General features: G+C 73.0%; 16 protein-coding genes and 1 pseudogene. 3 read left to right on the forward strand and 14 right to left on the reverse strand.

The window, feature by feature from the left end:
* Window position 1: 1 nt before the first annotated feature.
* From tsaE to CTE05_RS00875, 4 genes are read right to left on the reverse strand one after another with little or no spacing between them, the layout of a single operon-like run.
* A complete protein-coding gene (tsaE, locus tag CTE05_RS00865) occupies window positions 2-532 on the reverse strand; it encodes a tRNA (adenosine(37)-N6)-threonylcarbamoyltransferase complex ATPase subunit type 1 TsaE (RefSeq protein ID WP_146844250.1) in 531 nt (176 codons plus the stop codon).
* Window positions 529-1,692, reverse strand: a complete 1,164-nt coding sequence (gene alr / locus CTE05_RS00870) for an alanine racemase (RefSeq protein WP_371863340.1) — start codon at window positions 1,690-1,692, stop codon at window positions 529-531. Before alr ends, tsaE begins: the two co-directional genes overlap by 4 nt.
* 24 nt (window positions 1,693-1,716) lie before the next feature.
* Window positions 1,717-2,331 (reverse strand): nucleoside/nucleotide kinase family protein, encoded by a 615-nt coding sequence (locus CTE05_RS20500; protein ID WP_246123176.1) that lies wholly within the window; start codon window positions 2,329-2,331, stop codon window positions 1,717-1,719.
* Window positions 2,328-3,821: a bifunctional ADP-dependent NAD(P)H-hydrate dehydratase/NAD(P)H-hydrate epimerase gene (locus tag CTE05_RS00875; RefSeq protein WP_246123177.1), complete on the reverse strand. Its 1,494-nt coding sequence runs from the start codon at window positions 3,819-3,821 to the stop codon at window positions 2,328-2,330. Before CTE05_RS00875 ends, CTE05_RS20500 begins: the two co-directional genes overlap by 4 nt.
* 107 nt (window positions 3,822-3,928) lie before the next feature.
* On the opposite strand from CTE05_RS00875, the gene CTE05_RS00880 reads away from it, so the two are divergent.
* Window positions 3,929-4,915: an LLM class F420-dependent oxidoreductase gene (locus CTE05_RS00880; RefSeq protein WP_146844252.1), complete on the forward strand. Its 987-nt coding sequence runs from the start codon at window positions 3,929-3,931 to the stop codon at window positions 4,913-4,915.
* 6 nt (window positions 4,916-4,921) lie between these two features.
* Here the strand turns inward: CTE05_RS00880 and CTE05_RS00885 are convergent, their stop codons facing one another.
* From CTE05_RS00885 to CTE05_RS20700, 3 genes are read right to left on the reverse strand one after another with little or no spacing between them, the layout of a single operon-like run.
* Complete coding sequence (locus CTE05_RS00885) at window positions 4,922-5,275, reverse strand: holo-ACP synthase (RefSeq protein WP_146844253.1); 354 nt, start codon at window positions 5,273-5,275, stop codon at window positions 4,922-4,924.
* Window positions 5,272-7,128: a glutamine--fructose-6-phosphate transaminase (isomerizing) gene (glmS, locus tag CTE05_RS00890; protein ID WP_146844254.1), complete on the reverse strand. Its 1,857-nt coding sequence runs from the start codon at window positions 7,126-7,128 to the stop codon at window positions 5,272-5,274. The genes CTE05_RS00885 and glmS overlap by 4 nt, the downstream gene beginning before the upstream one ends.
* 41 nt (window positions 7,129-7,169) lie before the next feature.
* Entirely contained in the window at window positions 7,170-7,295 is a 126-nt protein-coding gene (locus CTE05_RS20700) for a YbhB/YbcL family Raf kinase inhibitor-like protein (RefSeq protein ID WP_281286141.1), read from the reverse strand.
* 137 nt (window positions 7,296-7,432) lie between these two features.
* Between CTE05_RS20700 and CTE05_RS20505 the strand changes: the two are divergent.
* A pseudogene (locus CTE05_RS20505) lies at window positions 7,433-7,924 on the forward strand (TetR/AcrR family transcriptional regulator); the annotation flags it as partial.
* The gene (gene coaA / locus CTE05_RS20510) at window positions 7,919-9,013 is read left to right on the forward strand and encodes a type I pantothenate kinase (protein WP_371863342.1); all 1,095 of its coding nucleotides are present in this window, start codon (window positions 7,919-7,921) and stop codon (window positions 9,011-9,013) included. The pseudogene CTE05_RS20505 and the gene coaA, both read left to right, overlap by 6 nt.
* Before the next feature lie 3 nt (window positions 9,014-9,016).
* Here coaA and CTE05_RS00900 read toward each other — a convergent pair whose 3' ends face one another.
* From CTE05_RS00900 to CTE05_RS00930, 7 genes are all read right to left on the reverse strand, one after another.
* Window positions 9,017-9,616, reverse strand: a complete 600-nt coding sequence (locus CTE05_RS00900) for a hypothetical protein (RefSeq protein ID WP_146844256.1) — start codon at window positions 9,614-9,616, stop codon at window positions 9,017-9,019.
* A gap of 138 nt (window positions 9,617-9,754) precedes the next feature.
* A complete protein-coding gene (locus CTE05_RS00905; RefSeq protein WP_246123178.1) occupies window positions 9,755-10,456 on the reverse strand; it encodes a DedA family protein in 702 nt (233 codons plus the stop codon).
* A gap of 167 nt (window positions 10,457-10,623) precedes the next feature.
* Window positions 10,624-11,289, reverse strand: coding sequence for a peptide deformylase (locus tag CTE05_RS00910; protein ID WP_222595390.1), 666 nt, complete (start codon window positions 11,287-11,289; stop codon window positions 10,624-10,626).
* Window positions 11,289-12,638: a phosphoglucosamine mutase gene (gene glmM, locus CTE05_RS00915; protein WP_146844257.1), complete on the reverse strand. Its 1,350-nt coding sequence runs from the start codon at window positions 12,636-12,638 to the stop codon at window positions 11,289-11,291. The genes CTE05_RS00910 and glmM overlap by 1 nt, the downstream gene beginning before the upstream one ends.
* Window positions 12,639-12,762: 124 nt before the next feature.
* Complete coding sequence (gene rpsI / locus CTE05_RS00920; protein ID WP_055912205.1) at window positions 12,763-13,251, reverse strand: 30S ribosomal protein S9; 489 nt, start codon at window positions 13,249-13,251, stop codon at window positions 12,763-12,765.
* A 38-nt stretch (window positions 13,252-13,289) separates the two neighbouring features.
* Window positions 13,290-13,739 carry a 50S ribosomal protein L13 gene (rplM, locus tag CTE05_RS00925; RefSeq protein WP_055912203.1) on the reverse strand — a complete coding sequence of 150 codons (450 nt, stop codon included), beginning with the start codon at window positions 13,737-13,739 and terminating at the stop codon, window positions 13,290-13,292.
* 233 nt (window positions 13,740-13,972) lie between these two features.
* The gene (locus tag CTE05_RS00930) at window positions 13,973-14,908 is read right to left on the reverse strand and encodes a LysR family transcriptional regulator ArgP (protein WP_146844258.1); all 936 of its coding nucleotides are present in this window, start codon (window positions 14,906-14,908) and stop codon (window positions 13,973-13,975) included.
* Between the last annotated feature and the right edge of the window lie 60 nt (window positions 14,909-14,968).

Here is a 14,968-nt window from a genome sequence, read left to right on the forward strand (position 1 = left end):
CTCAGCCTGCCACCGGGTCGGCGTCGGGCAGCGCGACGTCCGCCCAGCGTGCACCGACGGGCCGGACGGTGACGACGCGCTCTCCCGCGGCGGCGTCGTCGAGGTCGTCGTCGGCGAGCGCTCCCCCGCGCGGTCGCTGCAGCGTGATCTCGAGGCGGTCCTGCGCGAGCGACTCGACCCAGCCCTCGCCCCACTCGACCACCGTCACGGCCTCGTCCAGGCTCGCGTCGAGGTCGAGGGCGTCCACCTCGTCCAGCGAGCCCAGCCGGTAGGCGTCCACGTGCACGAGCGTCGGGCCGCGCGAGCCGTCGGGGCGCGCGACGGGCGGGTGCTCGCGGGCGATGATGAACGTCGGCGACGCGACCTGACCGCGCACCTGGAGACCGGCACCGATGCCCTGCGTCAGCGTGGTCTTGCCGGCCCCGAGGTCCCCGGTGAGCACGACGAGGTCGCCGGCGCGCAGGACCTCCGCGAGCGCGCGGCCGTACGCCCGGGTGGCGTCGGCGTCCTGAAGCGTGACCGTGACGCTCACGGGGCCGTCCCCTCGCTGTCGACGTGCACCCGGGGCACGCGTGCACCGATCCTCGTGACGATCTCGTAGGAGATGGTCCCGGCGGCCACCGCCCAGTCCTGCGCCGTCGGTCCGCCGTCGCGACCGTTCCCGAACAGCTCGACGCGCGCCCCCGCCTGCTCGGTCGCGTCGGGACCCAGGTCGACGACGACCTGGTCCATGCAGACGCGCCCGGCGACGCCGATCGTGCGGCCGCCGACGCGCACCGGGCCGCCGGGCTGCTCCTGCGTGCCCGACGCGTGCCGCGGGATCCCGTCGGCGTAGCCGAGCGGCACGAGTCCGAGGACCGTGTCGTGCGTCGTGACGTACTGGTGCGCGTACGAGACGCCGTGCCCGCCCGGCACCCGCTTCACGTTCGCGAGCTCCGCCTCCAGCGTCATGGCCGGCACGAGACCGTAGTCGTCGTGCCCCCCGAGCTGCGGGACGGGTGACAGGCCGTAGACCGCGATGCCCGGTCGCACGAGGTCGTAGTGCACGGCGGGGGTGGTCAGCGTCGCGGCGGAGTTGGCCAGGTGCCGGACCTCGAGCCCGACCCCGGCGGCGTCGACGGTGCGCAGGGCGTCGGCGAACACCTCGCCCTGGTGCTTGACGGTCGGGTGCTCCGGCTCGTCGGCGAACGCGAGGTGGCTCCAGAGCCCGACGACCTCCACGGCACCCTCGGCCCGCAGGCGCAGGACCTCCGGCAGGAGCGCGGCGAGGTCGGCCGGGGTGAGCCCGTTTCGGCCGAGACCGGTGTCCACCTTGAGGTGCGCCCGGGCGGGACGGCCGGCGGCGCGCGCGGCCGCGGCGAGCTCGGCGAGCGCCCACGGCGCGGACACCGACACGTCGACGTCGGCCTCGACGGCCTCCCGCAGCGGTGCACCGGGCGCGTAGAGCCACGTGAGCACGCGGGCCCCGGTGATCCCGCCGCGCCGCAGCGCGAGCGCCTCGTCGACCTGCGCGGCACCGAGCCACGTCGCGCCCCCGGCGACAGCGGCGGCGGCGGTCGGCAGGAGGCCGTGGCCGTAGCCGTCGGCCTTCACGACGGCCATCACCTGCGCGGTGGGGGCGTGCGCGGCCAGCGACCGGACGTTGGATCGGACGGCTGCGAGGTCGACGACGGCACGGGCGGGGTAGCTCACGGCGCCCAGTCTCGCACCGTGATGTCAGGCGAGCCGAACGACGACGTCGGCGCGGACGGCCGTCGCCGCGACGAGACGGGCGTTCTTCTCGTCGGGCCCGTGCGACCACGCACGCGCCGCCTCGGGCGACTTGCCGAACGCCTCGTGCCGGGCCACCAGCCGGCTCAGCCGCAGCGCGTCGTCGGGCGCCAGGAACCACGACTCGTCCAGCAGAGCGGCGACGGGACCGAAGCCGTGCTCGTCGAGCAGCAGGTAGTTCCCCTCGACGACGACCAGCCGGGCCTCGGGCGGCACCGCGATGGCGCCGGCGACGGGATTGCGCAGCTCGCGCCGGTACTCGGGTGCGTAGACGGTCCTGCGGGGGTCTCGCAGGCGCGTGAGCAGTGCGACGAACCCGTCGGCGTCGAACGTGTCCGGCGCGCCCTTGCGGTCCGCTCGCCCGATCCGCTCCAGCTCCGTCTGCGCCAGGTGGAACCCGTCCATCGGCACGACGACCGCGGCAGGTCCCACGGCGGCGGCCACCTGTGCGGCGACCGTCGACTTGCCGGCCCCGGGTGCGCCGACGATGCCCAGGACCCGCCGCGGTCCGCCCGCCAGGAGCGCCTCGACGCGGGCGAGGAGGTCGGGGGTCAGCGTCACCGGCCCAGCAGCTCCGCGATGGTGCCCGGCAGCGCGTCGGCGACGGCCTGCGCCGAGATCGGGCCACCGGGGTTGGCCCGGTGGGCCGCGCGGCCGTGCACCAACGCGGCCGTGGCCGCGAGCGCGGCGGCGAGCGTCGGGTCCTCGTGGACGGCGTCGACGGATCCGGCCAGCAGCGCGCCCAGCAGCCCTGCCAGCACGTCCCCCGCTCCCGCGGTCGCCAGCCACGCGGGGGCGTCGGCCTGCGCGTAGGCGGCACCGTGGGCGCCCGCGACGACCGTCACCGGGCCCTTGAGCAGCACCGTCGCACCGGTCAGCTCGTGCGCACGCCGCGCCCACCGCAAGGGGTCCGCCTCGACCCCGGCCCGGTCGACGTCCTCGCCGCGCTGCACCAGGACCCGTGCGAGCTCGCCGGCGTGCGGGGTCAGCACCGCGTGGGGGCCCACCCGAGCCGGGAGGAGCTCGAGGGCACCCGCGTCCACGACGGCCGCCTCGCCGCGCTCCAGCACGTGCTCGAACGCGTACCCGATGCGTCGCCGCTGCCCCGCGTCGTCCGGCGAGACCCCCGGCCCGAACACCCACGCCTGCACGCGTCCGTGGCCCACCACGACCTCCGGGTGGGCGGCCACGACCACGTCTCCGACGTCGCCGAGGTACCGCACCATGCCGACACCGGCCCGCACGGCGGCGCTCGTCGTGAGCACCGCCGCCCCCGGGTACGCGCGGGAGCCCGCCACGACGCCGAGGACGCCGCGCGTGTACTTGTGCTCGTCGCGCGTCGGCACGGGCCACAGGTCCGCGACGTCGCCGGGCTCGAGCCGCACCACCGCGGGCGCCCCCGGCAGGTCGAGCCCGAGGTCCACCAGCTCGACGCGTCCGGCGGCGTGCGTGCCGGGCGGCAGCAGGAGGCCGGGCTTGAGCGCGCCGAACGCCACCGTCAGGTCGGCGTCCAGGACGGTCCCGTCCCGTCGGCCGTCGTCGACCCCGAGGCCCGACGGCACGTCGACCGCGACCACGTACGGACGCCCGCGGTCCAGGAGCGCCCGGACGAGGTCGCCCGCCGTCCCTCGCAGGCCGGCGCCGTCCGAGCCGATGCCGAGCAGCCCGTCCAGCACCAGGTCGGCGCCGGCTGCGAGCGCCGCGCCCTCGTCGACGGACCCGTCGGCCGGCAGCACCTGCCCACCGGCCCGCCGGAGGGCGGCCAGGCCCTCCTCGTGGACACGCGACCCCGTCAGCACGGCATGGACCTCGACGCCACGCCGCGCCAGCAGCGCGCCCGCGTGCAGGGCGTCCCCACCGTTGTTGCCCGGTCCCGCCAGCACCACCACGCGTGCGCCCGCGACCGTGCCACGCAGCTCGCGCAGCACCGCGGTCGAGCGCACGTGCAGGGCGAACGCGGCGCGCTCCATCAGGGGGACGCCGAGCGCCAGCAGCGGTTCTTCCGCCGCCCGCACCTGCGCGGAGGTCCAGGTCTGCAGCACGCTCCTCATCCTGACGGCTGCGAGCGCATTCGCACGCAGGCGCGGGCACCGATGTCCGATCGCATCGATTCGATCCCGCCACGCGCGAGCGCTCCCGCGCAGGTAACGTGCCCCGCATGCGATTCGGACTCTTCATCCCCCAGGGCTGGCGGCAGGACCTCACCGGCATCGAGCCGCGTGACCACTGGCAGACCATGAGCGGCCTCGCCCAGCACGCCGACCAGGGCGACGCCTACGACTCCATCTGGGTCTACGACCACTTCCATGCCGTGCCCCAGCCCAACGGTGAGGCCACCCACGAGGCATGGAGCCTGATCAACGCGTTCGCCGCGTCGACCAGCCGCGTCCGGCTGGGCCAGATGTGCACGTGCATGGCCTACCGCAACCCCGCCTACCTGGCCAAGGTCGCCACGACGGCCGACATCATCTCCGGCGGCCGCGTCGAGATGGGCATCGGCGCCGGCTGGTACGAGCACGAGTGGCTCGCGTACGGCTACGGCTTCCCGTCCGCGGGCGAGCGGATCGCGATGCTCGACGAGGGCGTGCAGATCTTCAAGCAGATGTGGACCAACGGCACCGCGACGCTGGCCGGGAAGCACTACCAGGTCGACGGCGCGCAGCTGTCGCCGCTGCCCCTGCAGGTGGACGGCCCGCCGCTGTGGATCGCGGGCGGCGGCGAGAAGAAGACGCTGCGCATCGCGGCCGAGCACGCCGCGTACACCAACTTCGCGGGCGCTCCCGACGAGTTCGCCCGCAAGTCCGAGATCCTGCGCGGGCACTGCGAGGCGATCGGCCGGCCGTTCGAGGAGATCACCCGGTCGGCCAACTACAACGTGGTCATCGGTGCCACCGAGGCGGAGGTCGACGACCGCATCGCGTGGGTCGAGGAGCACCTGAGCAACACGGTGCCCGAGAAGGCCGCCGAGGTGGCGGAGGACTTCCGCAACGGCACCCTGGTGGGCACGCCCGAGCAGATCGTCGAGAAGCTACGGCACCTCGAGTCGCTCGGCATGACCTACGCGATCACGTACTTCGCGGAGGCCGCCTACGACCGCTCCGGCATCGAGCTGTTCGAGTCGGAGGTCATCCCGGCCCTGCGCTGAGGGGCGTCAGTCCCGCTCGGCGATCACGACGGCGGACGCGATGCCGGCGTCGTGCGAGATGGACAGGTGGAACCGGTCGACGCCCGCCGCGGCCGCCGCGGCGGCGACCGTGCCGACGACCTCGACCACCGGCTGCGCGCCCGAGATGCGGCGGACGGTCGCGTCCTGCCAGCTCATCCCGGCGGGGGCGCCGAGCGCCTTGGCGATGGCCTCCTTGGCCGCGAACCGCGCGGCCAAGGAGGTCTCGGGCATCTCCTGCTCCTCGGGCGTGAACAGCCGCGTCCGCAGCGCCGGCACCCGGTGCAGGGTGTCGACGAAGCGCGCGACGTCGACGACGTCGATACCGACGCCGACGATCACTCGACCGTGACGGACTTGGCCAGGTTGCGCGGCTGGTCGACGTCGAGCCCCTTGGCGGTCGCCAGCTCGCACGCGAAGACCTGCAGCGGCACGACGGAGAGCAGGGGGGCCAGCAGCGTCGGCGCCTGCGGCACGTAGAACACCTCGTCGGCGTACGGCAGGACGTCCTCGTCGCCGTCCTCGGCGATCACCAGGGTGCGGGCACCGCGGGCGCGGATCTCCTGGATGTTGGAGACCACCTTCGAGTGCAGCGAGTCGCGTCCGCGCGGCGACGGCACGACGACGAACACCGCCTGTCCCTCCTCGACGAGCGCGATCGGACCGTGCTTGAGCTCCCCGGCGGCGAACCCCTCGGCGTGGATGTAGGCGAGCTCCTTGAGCTTGAGCGCGCCCTCCATGGCCACGGGGAACCCGACGTGCCGGCCCAGGAAGAGCACCGACTTCGTGTCCACCATCGAGCGTGCGGTCTCGCGCACGCGGTCGGCACGGTCGAGGACGCGCTGGATCTTGTCCGGCATGGCGCGCAGCTCGGACAGGATCTCCGCGACCTCGTCGGCGTACTTGTTGCCCCGCAGCTGTGCCAGGTAGAGGCCCAGCAGGTACGCGGCGGTGATCTGGGCGAGGAACGCCTTGGTGGACGCCACCGCGATCTCCGGGCCGGCGTGCGTGTAGAGCACCGCGTCGGCCTCGCGCGGGATGGTCGAGCCGTGCGTGTTGACCAGGGCGAGCACCTTGGCGCCCTGCTCACGGGCGTGGCGGACCGCCATGAGCGTGTCCATGGTCTCGCCCGACTGGGACACCGCGACGACCAGCGTGCGCTCGTTGACCACCGGGTCGCGGTACCGGAACTCGTGCGCCAGCTCGACCTCGACGGGGATCCGGCACCAGTGCTCGATCGCGTACTTGGCGACGTGCCCGGCGTAGGCGGCGGTGCCGCAGGCGACGACGACGATCTTGTCCACCGACCGCAGCACGGACTCGTCGATCCGGATCTCGTCGAGGACGAGCCGGCCGTGTGCGTCGGTCCGGCCGAGCAGCGTGTCGGCGACGGCGTGCGGCTGGTCGTGGATCTCCTTGTCCATGAAGGACGCGAAGCCACCCTTCTCCGCCGCCGCGGCGTCCCAGTCCACGGTGTAGCGGCGCGCCTGCGCCGGCTGCCCGTCGAAGTCGGTGACCGTGACGGCGGTCGGGGTGATGGTCACGACCTGGTCCTGGCCGAGCTCGAGCGCCTCCCGCGTGTGCGAGATGAACGCGGCGACGTCGGACCCGAGGAAGTTCTCGCCGTCACCGATGCCGACGACGAGCGGCGAGTCGTGCCGGGCGCCGACGACCACGTCGGGGGCGTCCTCGTGGACGGCGAGCAGCGTGAACGTGCCGTGCAGGGTCCGCGCGACGGACGCCATCGCGGACGTGAGGTCGCCCGTCGTCTCGTAGGCGCGGGCGATGAGCTGCGCGGCGACCTCGGTGTCGGTCTCGGACGTGAACCGGACCCCGTCGGCCTCGAGCCCGGCCTTGAGGCTCGCGAAGTTCTCGACGATCCCGTTGTGGATCACGGCGAGCTTCCCGGCGACGTGCGGGTGCGCGTTGACGTCGGTGGGTCCGCCGTGGGTGGCCCAGCGCGTGTGGCCGATGGCCGCCGTCGACACGGGCAGGGGCCGCAGGTCCAGCTCCTCGACGAGGTTCGCGAGCTTGCCGGCCTTCTTCGCGGTCGCCAGCGTCCCCTCCGGACTGACGAGCGCGACCCCCGCCGAGTCGTACCCGCGGTACTCGAGGCGTCGCAGACCCTCCAGCACCACGTCCAGGGGGCGGTCGCTGGCTACCTGGCTACCGACGTAGCCGACGATTCCACACATGACGGCGAGTCTAGTCGGCGACCGTCGGCCCTCTCGGACCCCTACGACGGGGCCCGCAGCACCTCGAGCTCCGCCTGGTCGAGGATGTGCCCTTCCATCAGCACCGACAGGGCACCGAGCGTCGTGCTCGCTGTGCCGGAGATCTCCTCGTCGAGCGCGTACACCATGCGGCTGCACGCACCCGACGTCCGCCGGGCCCTCGCGGCTCGTCCCGCGGAGCGTGCGCCATGTCGCCTCCTCGCGGGTCGCCCCCGTCGAGAGCTCTCGACGCGGCATTACGTTGTTATGGCCATAACGTAGTGATGTGACCACAGCGACGTCAACGCTGCCCCTGCGCGACCGGATCCTGGCCGAGACCGTCAAGATCCTCGGCACCGAGGGGCCGGCGGCACTCACCGTGCGCCGGGTCGCCGCCCTGTCGGGATGCTCGACCATCGGGGTGTACACCCACTTCGGCAGCAAGGCGGCGCTCGTCGACGCGGCGATCATGGAGGCGTTCGCGGGTCTCGACGAGGCCCTGGCACCGATCGACGCGCTCCACGGTGTCGACCGGCTCCTGCGCGGAGCGCACGCGTACCGCGACTGGGCGCTCGCTCACCCGCTGGAGTACACCGTGATGTTCGCGCCGAGCATCACCGCCAACGACGCCACCGACGTCTCCGCGCAGCGCGGCGGGATGTCGCTCGACGACCACGTCGCGCGGACGCAGGACGCCGTCGACCGCGGCGAGCTGACCGGCGACACCGAGACGATCGCGCGCAGCATCTGGTCCCAGGTGCACGGTTGGCTCATGACCGAGATCCTGCAGTCCGACTCCGGCAGGGTCGCACCGACCCCTGCCGCCCGCGCCGAGTTCGACGCGAGCGTGCGCGCGGTGCTCGTCGGCTTCGGGGCGACCGCCCCCGTCGACCCCGCCCCTGCCCTGCACGCGCCGCGCCGTGCCGCGGTGGCACCGGCGTCGCCCTACGTCGATCTCGACCGCGACGCCTGGACCCGGCTCTCCGCCTCGACCCCGCTACCCCTCACCGACGCTGACGTCGAACGCCTGGCCGGCCTCGGGGACCCGATCGACCTCGCGGAGGTCGACGCCATCTACCGCCCGATCTCCCGCCTGCTCGACCTCCACATCGAGGCGACCCGCGGGCTGCACGCCGCATCGAGCACGTTCCTGCGCGAGGACGTCGGCGGGACGCCGTTCGTGATCGGCGTCGCCGGCTCCGTCGCCGTCGGCAAGTCGACCACCGCGCGTCTCCTGCGCGAGCTGCTGGCCCGGTGGCCCGCGACCCCGCGCGTCCAGCTGATCACCACCGACGGCTTCCTCTACCCCAACGCCGAGCTCGAGCGTCGCGGGCTGATGGAGCGCAAGGGCTTCCCCGAGTCGTACGACCGCCGGGCCCTGCTCCGCTTCGTCTCGAAGGTCAAGGCCGGGCGCCCCGAGGTCCACGTGCCCGTCTACGACCACCTGACCTACGACATCCTCCCGGGACGCGAGATCGTCGTGAACCGTCCCGACGTGCTCATCGTCGAGGGCCTCAACGTCCTGCAGCCGGCCCGGCCGACCGCCGAGGGGACCTCGAACCTGGCCGTGAGCGACTTCTTCGACTTCTCGATCTACGTCGACGCGCGTACCAGCGACGTGCGCCGCTGGTACGTGGACCGGTTCCTCGCGCTGCGGCAGACGGCGTTCGCGCGGCCCGAGTCGTACTTCCACCGGTACGCGGCGCTCTCCGACGACGAGGCGGTGGAGCGTGCCGAGCAGATCTGGGACTCGATCAACGAGCCCAACCTGGTGCAGAACATCCTGCCCACCCGGAGCCGCGCCACCCTGGTCCTGACCAAGGACAGCGACCACGCCGTCGAGCGGGTCCGGCTGCGCAAGCTGTAGGGCTCAGCGCTGGGCCGTCGGCTCCGCGGGGATCACGAGCCGGACCGGGTACTGCTCGCTGTCCGTCTCCTCGAGAGCGTCCAGGGCCTCCGACACCGCCTCCTGCGGGGAGCCGCAGCGGTCCGTGGGCCAGACAGGCCGGATGGCGCGGCCGAGCGCGTCGACCAGCCAGAGCGAGGGTGCGGAGACGGCTGCGCTGCTGCACGTCCCGCCCCGCTCGGCCGACGGGCGACGCAGCGCCGCGACGAGCGGCTCGAGGTCCCCCTCCCGGCGGCTCGCCGTCAGGGCGACCCACGTCCCGGACGAGTCCTGCAGGGTCCCGCCCGGAGCACAGACCACGACGCTGACCGGCAGGAAGTCGTCCGGCACGCGGCCGGCCTCGGGGGCGTCCGCGTGCGGGGTGCCCGTGCCGCCGGACGCACCGGCCGCGACCAGGCCCAGGTCCGCGAGGACCTGCGAGGAGAGGCAGTCGGCCGCACCGACGACGACCGCGGTGGGCGTCTCCTGCGCCGCCTGCTCGTCGGGAGCGCTGCACGCGGCGAGGCCCAGCAGGAAGGCAGCAGGCAGCGCGAGGCCGACGGCCCAGCGCCCACGCACGCCCATCTCGCCCCCTGTCCGCTCCAGCCCATGCCGGCGGACACCCCCGGGGGTGTGGTCAGGCACGGGAGCGCCGACCGCGACGTCGACACAGTCAGAGAGTAAGCACAGTCATGGGCGAAATGACGCAGTGATACCGGATCGTTAGGCAGCGGGGTCGGATCGTGAGCGTCCTGTGACCGGAGCGCTCGTCTGCGCCAGGGTCGCGTCCGGCTCGTCGGCCACGCGCAGCGCCGGAGTGCTCGTCTCCTCGGCCGGGCGGTGGTGGGTGAGCTTGCGCAGCACCCAGTCGACGACCAGGCCGATCGCCAGACCGCCGACCACGCCGACGGCGACCGCGACCAGCGTGTGGTCGTGCAACCACGCCCCGGCACCGATCCCGATGAGCGAGGAGTACATGCCCCAGGTGACCGCGGCGATCGCGGTCAGACCCATGAACCGGCGACGGCTGTAGCCCACCGCACCCGCGGTCATGTTCACCGCCACGCGTCCGATCGGGATGTAGCGGGCGGCGATGATGAACGCGGCACCACGGTTCTCCAGGGCGTTCTCCGCCCAGTCGACCGCGGCCTGGCCCTTCGGCGACCGCAGGAAGCGCAGCTCCCGCACCTTGACCTTCGTGCCGATCTGGTACGCGATCTGGTCCCCGGTCCATGCTCCCGCCGCAGCGACCAGCATGATCAGCGCCAGGTTCGGCGTGCCCTCGGCCATCGACACCGCGGACAGCGCGATGACGATCGACTCGCTCGGCACCGGAGGGAAGAACCCGTCGATCGTGGCGAACAGATAGAGCACGACGAAGATCCACGGGGAACCTACGAGGGCCAGGGCCCACCCCTCCAGCACGTGACATCAGCTCCTGCGTCGTGCACCCGGCGGTGGTCCGCCCGGTGTCGTGCCTCCACGGTAGGACGCCGTGCCCCCCAGAGACATAGGGGTGACCCCCGGTTCATCCCTGGTGCAGCCCCCATTCATCCCTGGGTCGGACCCCGGCTCCCCCTGCAGACTGGCACTCAGTCCAGCTCGAACGCGAGGGCACGCGCCGCGGCGACCGGCCTCGGCTCGGCCGCCCACCGGGCACCGAACTCGTCGGTGGCCGCCAGCGAGCGCAGCTCGGCACGGTCGAGGTACAGGGTTCCGGCCAGGTGGTCGGTCTCGTGCTGGACGATCCGCGCGGACCAGCCGCCCACGATCTCGTCGACGGCTGCGCCCCGCTCGTCCGTCCCCGTCAGGTGCACGTGCCTCGCGCGGGCGACGACAGCCTGGTACCCGACGACGCTCAGGCAGCCCTCGTAGAAGCCGACCCGGTCGTCGCCCACCGGGGTGTACCGCGGGTTCACCAGGACCCGGTACGGCAAGGGCTCACGCTCCCGGACCTGCGCGTGCTCCTCGGAGATGCTGCCCGGGTCCTCGAGCACCGCGAGCGCCACCGGCAGCCCGAGCTGCGGCGCCGCCAGCCCGACGCCCGGTGCCGCTCGCATCGTCCGGTGCATGACCTCCAGCAGCGCGGTCAGCTCCGCGTCCGACAGCTGCCCGTCGTACGGCGTCGCCACGGCACGCAGCGCCGGGTGCCCCGCCTGCACGATGGGTGCGACACCGTCGGCCGAGCTCGTGCCGGCCTCGATGATCCAGAGCGCCACGTCCCGCAGCGCCTGGTCCCACTGGGGGCCCGACGGCACTACAGCGCCAGCCGGTGCAGGACGACGTCGGCCAGCTCGTGGGCGACCCGGTCCGCCTCGGCCTGGGTGCCCGCCTCGACCATGACCCGGACCAGGTCCTCGGTCCCCGACGAGCGCAGCAGCACGCGTCCGGTGTCCCCCAGCCCGGACTCCGCCGACCGCACGGCGTCGAGGAGCGACTCGTCCGACGACGCCCGGCGCTTGTCGACCCCCGGCACGTTCACCAGCGTCTGCGGCAGCCGCCGGACCACGCCCGCGAGGTCGGCGATCGTCGTCCCCGTCGCTGCCACGCGCGCGGCCAGCTGCAGCGCCGTCAGGACGCCGTCCCCGGTGGTCGCGTGCGCGGCCATGATGATGTGGCCGGACTGCTCGCCGCCGAGGGAGAAGCCCCCGGCGCGCATCGCCTCGAGCACGTACCGGTCACCGACCGCGGTGTCGATCGTCGCGATCCCGGCGTCCCGCATCGCGAGCTTCAGGCCGAGGTTGCTCATGACGGTGGTGACCAGCGTGTCGGCGACGAGGTCGCCCCGGTCCCGCATCGCGATCGCGAGGATCCCCATGATCTGGTCGCCGTCGACCAGCACCCCGGATGCGTCGACCGCGAGGCAGCGGTCCGCGTCCCCGTCGAAGGCGACCCCGAGGTCGGCGCCGGAGGCCACGACGGCCGCCTGCAGCTGCTCCGGGTGCGTGGAGCCGCACTTCTCGTTGATGTTGCGACCGTCGGGCGAGGCGTTGATGACGACGACGTCGGCGCCGGCCGCCCGCAGGGTCGCAGGACCGACCTCGCTCGCCGCACCGTTCGCGCAGTCCACCGCGATGCGCAGTCCCGTCAGCGGCACGTCGATGGTCCCGACGAGGTGCTCGATGTACTGCTCGCCGGCCCGACCGGTGTCGACCCGGATCCGGCCGACGTCACCGCCGAGCGGCCGCTCCCAGTGCTCGCCCATCCGCGCCTCGATGGCGGCCTCGAGCTCGTCGTCGAGCTTGTGCCCGCCCTTGGCGAGGAACTTGATGCCGTTGTCGGGCATCGGGTTGTGCGACGCGGACAGCACGACCCCGATGTCCACACCGAGCTCCGCGGTCAGGTACGCCACGGCGGGCGTCGGCAGCACGCCGACGTTGTTGACGTCGACGCCGGCGGAGGCCAGCCCGGCGGCCACGGCCGCCGCGAGGAACTCCCCCGACGCGCGGCTGTCCCGCCCGACGATCGCCCGCGGCCGGTGGCCCTCGAACTCGCCCAGCGAGCCGAGCACGTGCGCGGCCGCGACCGACAGGTCGAGCGCGAGCTCTGCGGTGACGTCCCGGTTGGCGAGCCCACGCACGCCGTCGGTACCGAACAGTCGGCCCATGGTCAGACTCCTTCGTCCTGAGGCCCGGCGATACCCGCGCGCGGCCCCTCGCTGATGGTTGCAGACATGCCGATGGCCCCGCTGGTCGTGAGACCGGCAGGGCCATCGGGCGCAAGTGCGACGATCAGCGCTTCGAGTACTGCGGAGCCTTGCGGGCCTTCTTGAGACCGGCCTTCTTGCGCTCCACGACGCGCGCGTCGCGGGTCAGGAAGCCGGCCTTCTTCAGGGCCGGACGGTTGTGCTCCTCGTCGATCGCGTTCAGCGCACGGGCGATGCCCAGGCGCAGCGCGCCGGCCTGGCCGCTCACGCCCCCGCCGGTGATGCGGGCGACGACGTCGAAACGACCCTCGACGTCGACCAGCTTGAACGGGGAGTTCACGAGCTGCTGGTGCACCTTGTTCGGGAAGTAGTCCTCGAGCGTGCGCCCGTTGACCTTCCACTGACCGGTGCCGGGGACCAGGCGCACGCGCGCGATGGCCTCCTTGCGACGGCCGAGCGCGTTCGCCGGTGCCGTGATGCTCTGACCGCGGCCCGTGGGGGCAACCGTCTCGGAGGTGTAGCTGGTGGGGGTGTCATCGCCCTCGAGGTCGATGTCGACCGTGGTCTCTGCCACTGGTGTCCTCGCGTCCTTGTTCTCTGTACTCAGCCGGCTCACGCCTGCTGAGAGACCTGGGTGATCTCGAAGGGCTTCGGCTGCTGCGCCGCGTGCGGGTGCTCGGCACCGGCGTAGACCTTGAGCTTGGTGAGCTGCTGGCGCGCGAGGGAGCTCTTGGGGAGCATGCCGCGGACAGCCTTCTCGATCGCGCGCTCGGGGTGCTTCTCCAGGAGGTCGGAGTAGGCCACGGCGCGCAGGCCACCCGGGTACCCGGAGTGGCGGTACGCGAGCTTGTTCTCGCGCTTGTTGCCGGTCAGTGCCACCTTGCTCGCGTTGATGACGATGACGAAGTCACCGCCGTCGACGTGGGGAGCAAAGGTTGCCTTGTGCTTGCCGCGCAGCAACGTGGCCACATGTGTGGCCAGGCGACCCAGGACGACATCGTTCGCGTCGATGATGTGCCAGGTCCGCTCGACGTCGCCGGGCTTCGGGGTGTACGTGCGCACGGTCGTCAGCCTTCGTTTCGTTGCGAATCTTGTCGCGGCGGGACTCCGCAGGGTGCGGGTCCGCCGATGAATGCTCTCGTCGGCATCCAGGCGGCGAGCGGGAACGCACCGGCCTTGCCGTTCTGGCTCGGTGCTGAGTGCTGAGAAGGCACTCGCAGCCGCCCGAACAGGGACGCACAACGAGTCACTAGATTACCTGGCGCTGGACCGAGGGGTCAAAACGCGGAACTCCGTCATCCCGCGGTGGACGGCGGTCCGTGCCTGCGCACCGGCCGGAGCGCCTTCGCGGCGGCCCGCACGACGCGCTCCGTGAGGTCGTCGAGGGTCGGGGTGCGCAGCGCCCAGTGCTGCCAGTACAGCGGTACGTCGAGGTGCCGCCCGGCCCGGATCTCGACGAGCGCCCCGGCAGAGATCAGCGGGGCGGCCGCGACCTCCGGCACCATCCCCCACCCGAGCCCCGCCTCGACGAGCCCCACGAACGCCGACTGCGACGGCACGTAGTGCACGTGCGGAGTGGTCGTGCGACGCCCCACGACGGACGCCACGAAGCGTTCCTGCAGGCCGTCCTCCCTGTTGAACGCCAGCAGCGGCGCCGCGGCGAAGACCTCCGCTCCCAGCCCGTCGGCGAACCAGCGGTCCCGCCGGTCGGGTGCCGCGACCGCCAGGTAGCGCATGGCTCCGAGGCGCCGGACGCGGCAGCCCTGCACGGCGCGCGGGTCGGCGGTGACCGCGGCCATCACGGTGCCGTCGCGCAGCAGGTCGGCGGACAGCTCCTGGTCCTCGCGCCGCAGGTCGAGCAGGACGTCGGCAGGCAGGTCCGCGACGGCGGCGGGGAACCAGGTGGACATCGAGTCGTCGTTGACGGCGACCGGCAGCCGGCGCGACGACGGTGCGGCGCGCGAGGCGCCGGGCGCGGGCACCAGCTGGGCCATCGCGTCCCGGCCGAGCAGCTCCATCTGGCCCGCCAGGCGGACGAGCACCTCGCCGTCGTCGGTGGGCCGGCAGGGACGCGTCCGGAGCACCAGGACCCGTCCCACCTGCTGTTCCAGGGCCTTGATGCGCTGGCTGACGGCCGACGGCGTGACGTGCAGGCGCTGCGCCGCCGCGTCGAAGCTGCCCTCGTGGACGACTGCTGCGAGGGCACTGAGCTGATCTCCGTCGAAGGCCACATGAATGATTCTAATGGATCTGGAAAATCATGAACTGGTCTTCGTCATCGTGGCGTCCTA

It is taken from the genome of Cellulomonas terrae (assembly GCF_007990265.1).
GTDB lineage: Bacteria > Actinomycetota > Actinomycetes > Actinomycetales > Cellulomonadaceae > Cellulomonas > Cellulomonas terrae.

Excerpts from the sequence above, each read along its gene's own strand:
- CTE05_RS00875 (WP_246123177.1), bottom strand. The coding sequence starts at position 3,821 with ATGAGGAGCGTGCTGCAGACCTGGACCTCCGCGCAGGTGCGGGCGGCG.
- CTE05_RS00880 (WP_146844252.1), top strand. The coding sequence starts at position 3,929 with ATGCGATTCGGACTCTTCATCCCCCAGGGCTGGCGGCAGGACCTCACC.
- glmS (WP_146844254.1), bottom strand. The coding sequence starts at position 7,128 with ATGTGTGGAATCGTCGGCTACGTCGGTAGCCAGGTAGCCAGCGACCGC.
- CTE05_RS20700 (WP_281286141.1), bottom strand. The coding sequence starts at position 7,295 with ATGGTGTACGCGCTCGACGAGGAGATCTCCGGCACAGCGAGCACGACG.
- coaA (WP_371863342.1), top strand. The coding sequence starts at position 7,919 with ATGACCGAGATCCTGCAGTCCGACTCCGGCAGGGTCGCACCGACCCCT.
- CTE05_RS00900 (WP_146844256.1), bottom strand. The coding sequence starts at position 9,616 with ATGGGCGTGCGTGGGCGCTGGGCCGTCGGCCTCGCGCTGCCTGCTGCC.
- glmM (WP_146844257.1), bottom strand. The coding sequence starts at position 12,638 with ATGGGCCGACTGTTCGGTACCGACGGCGTGCGTGGGCTCGCCAACCGG.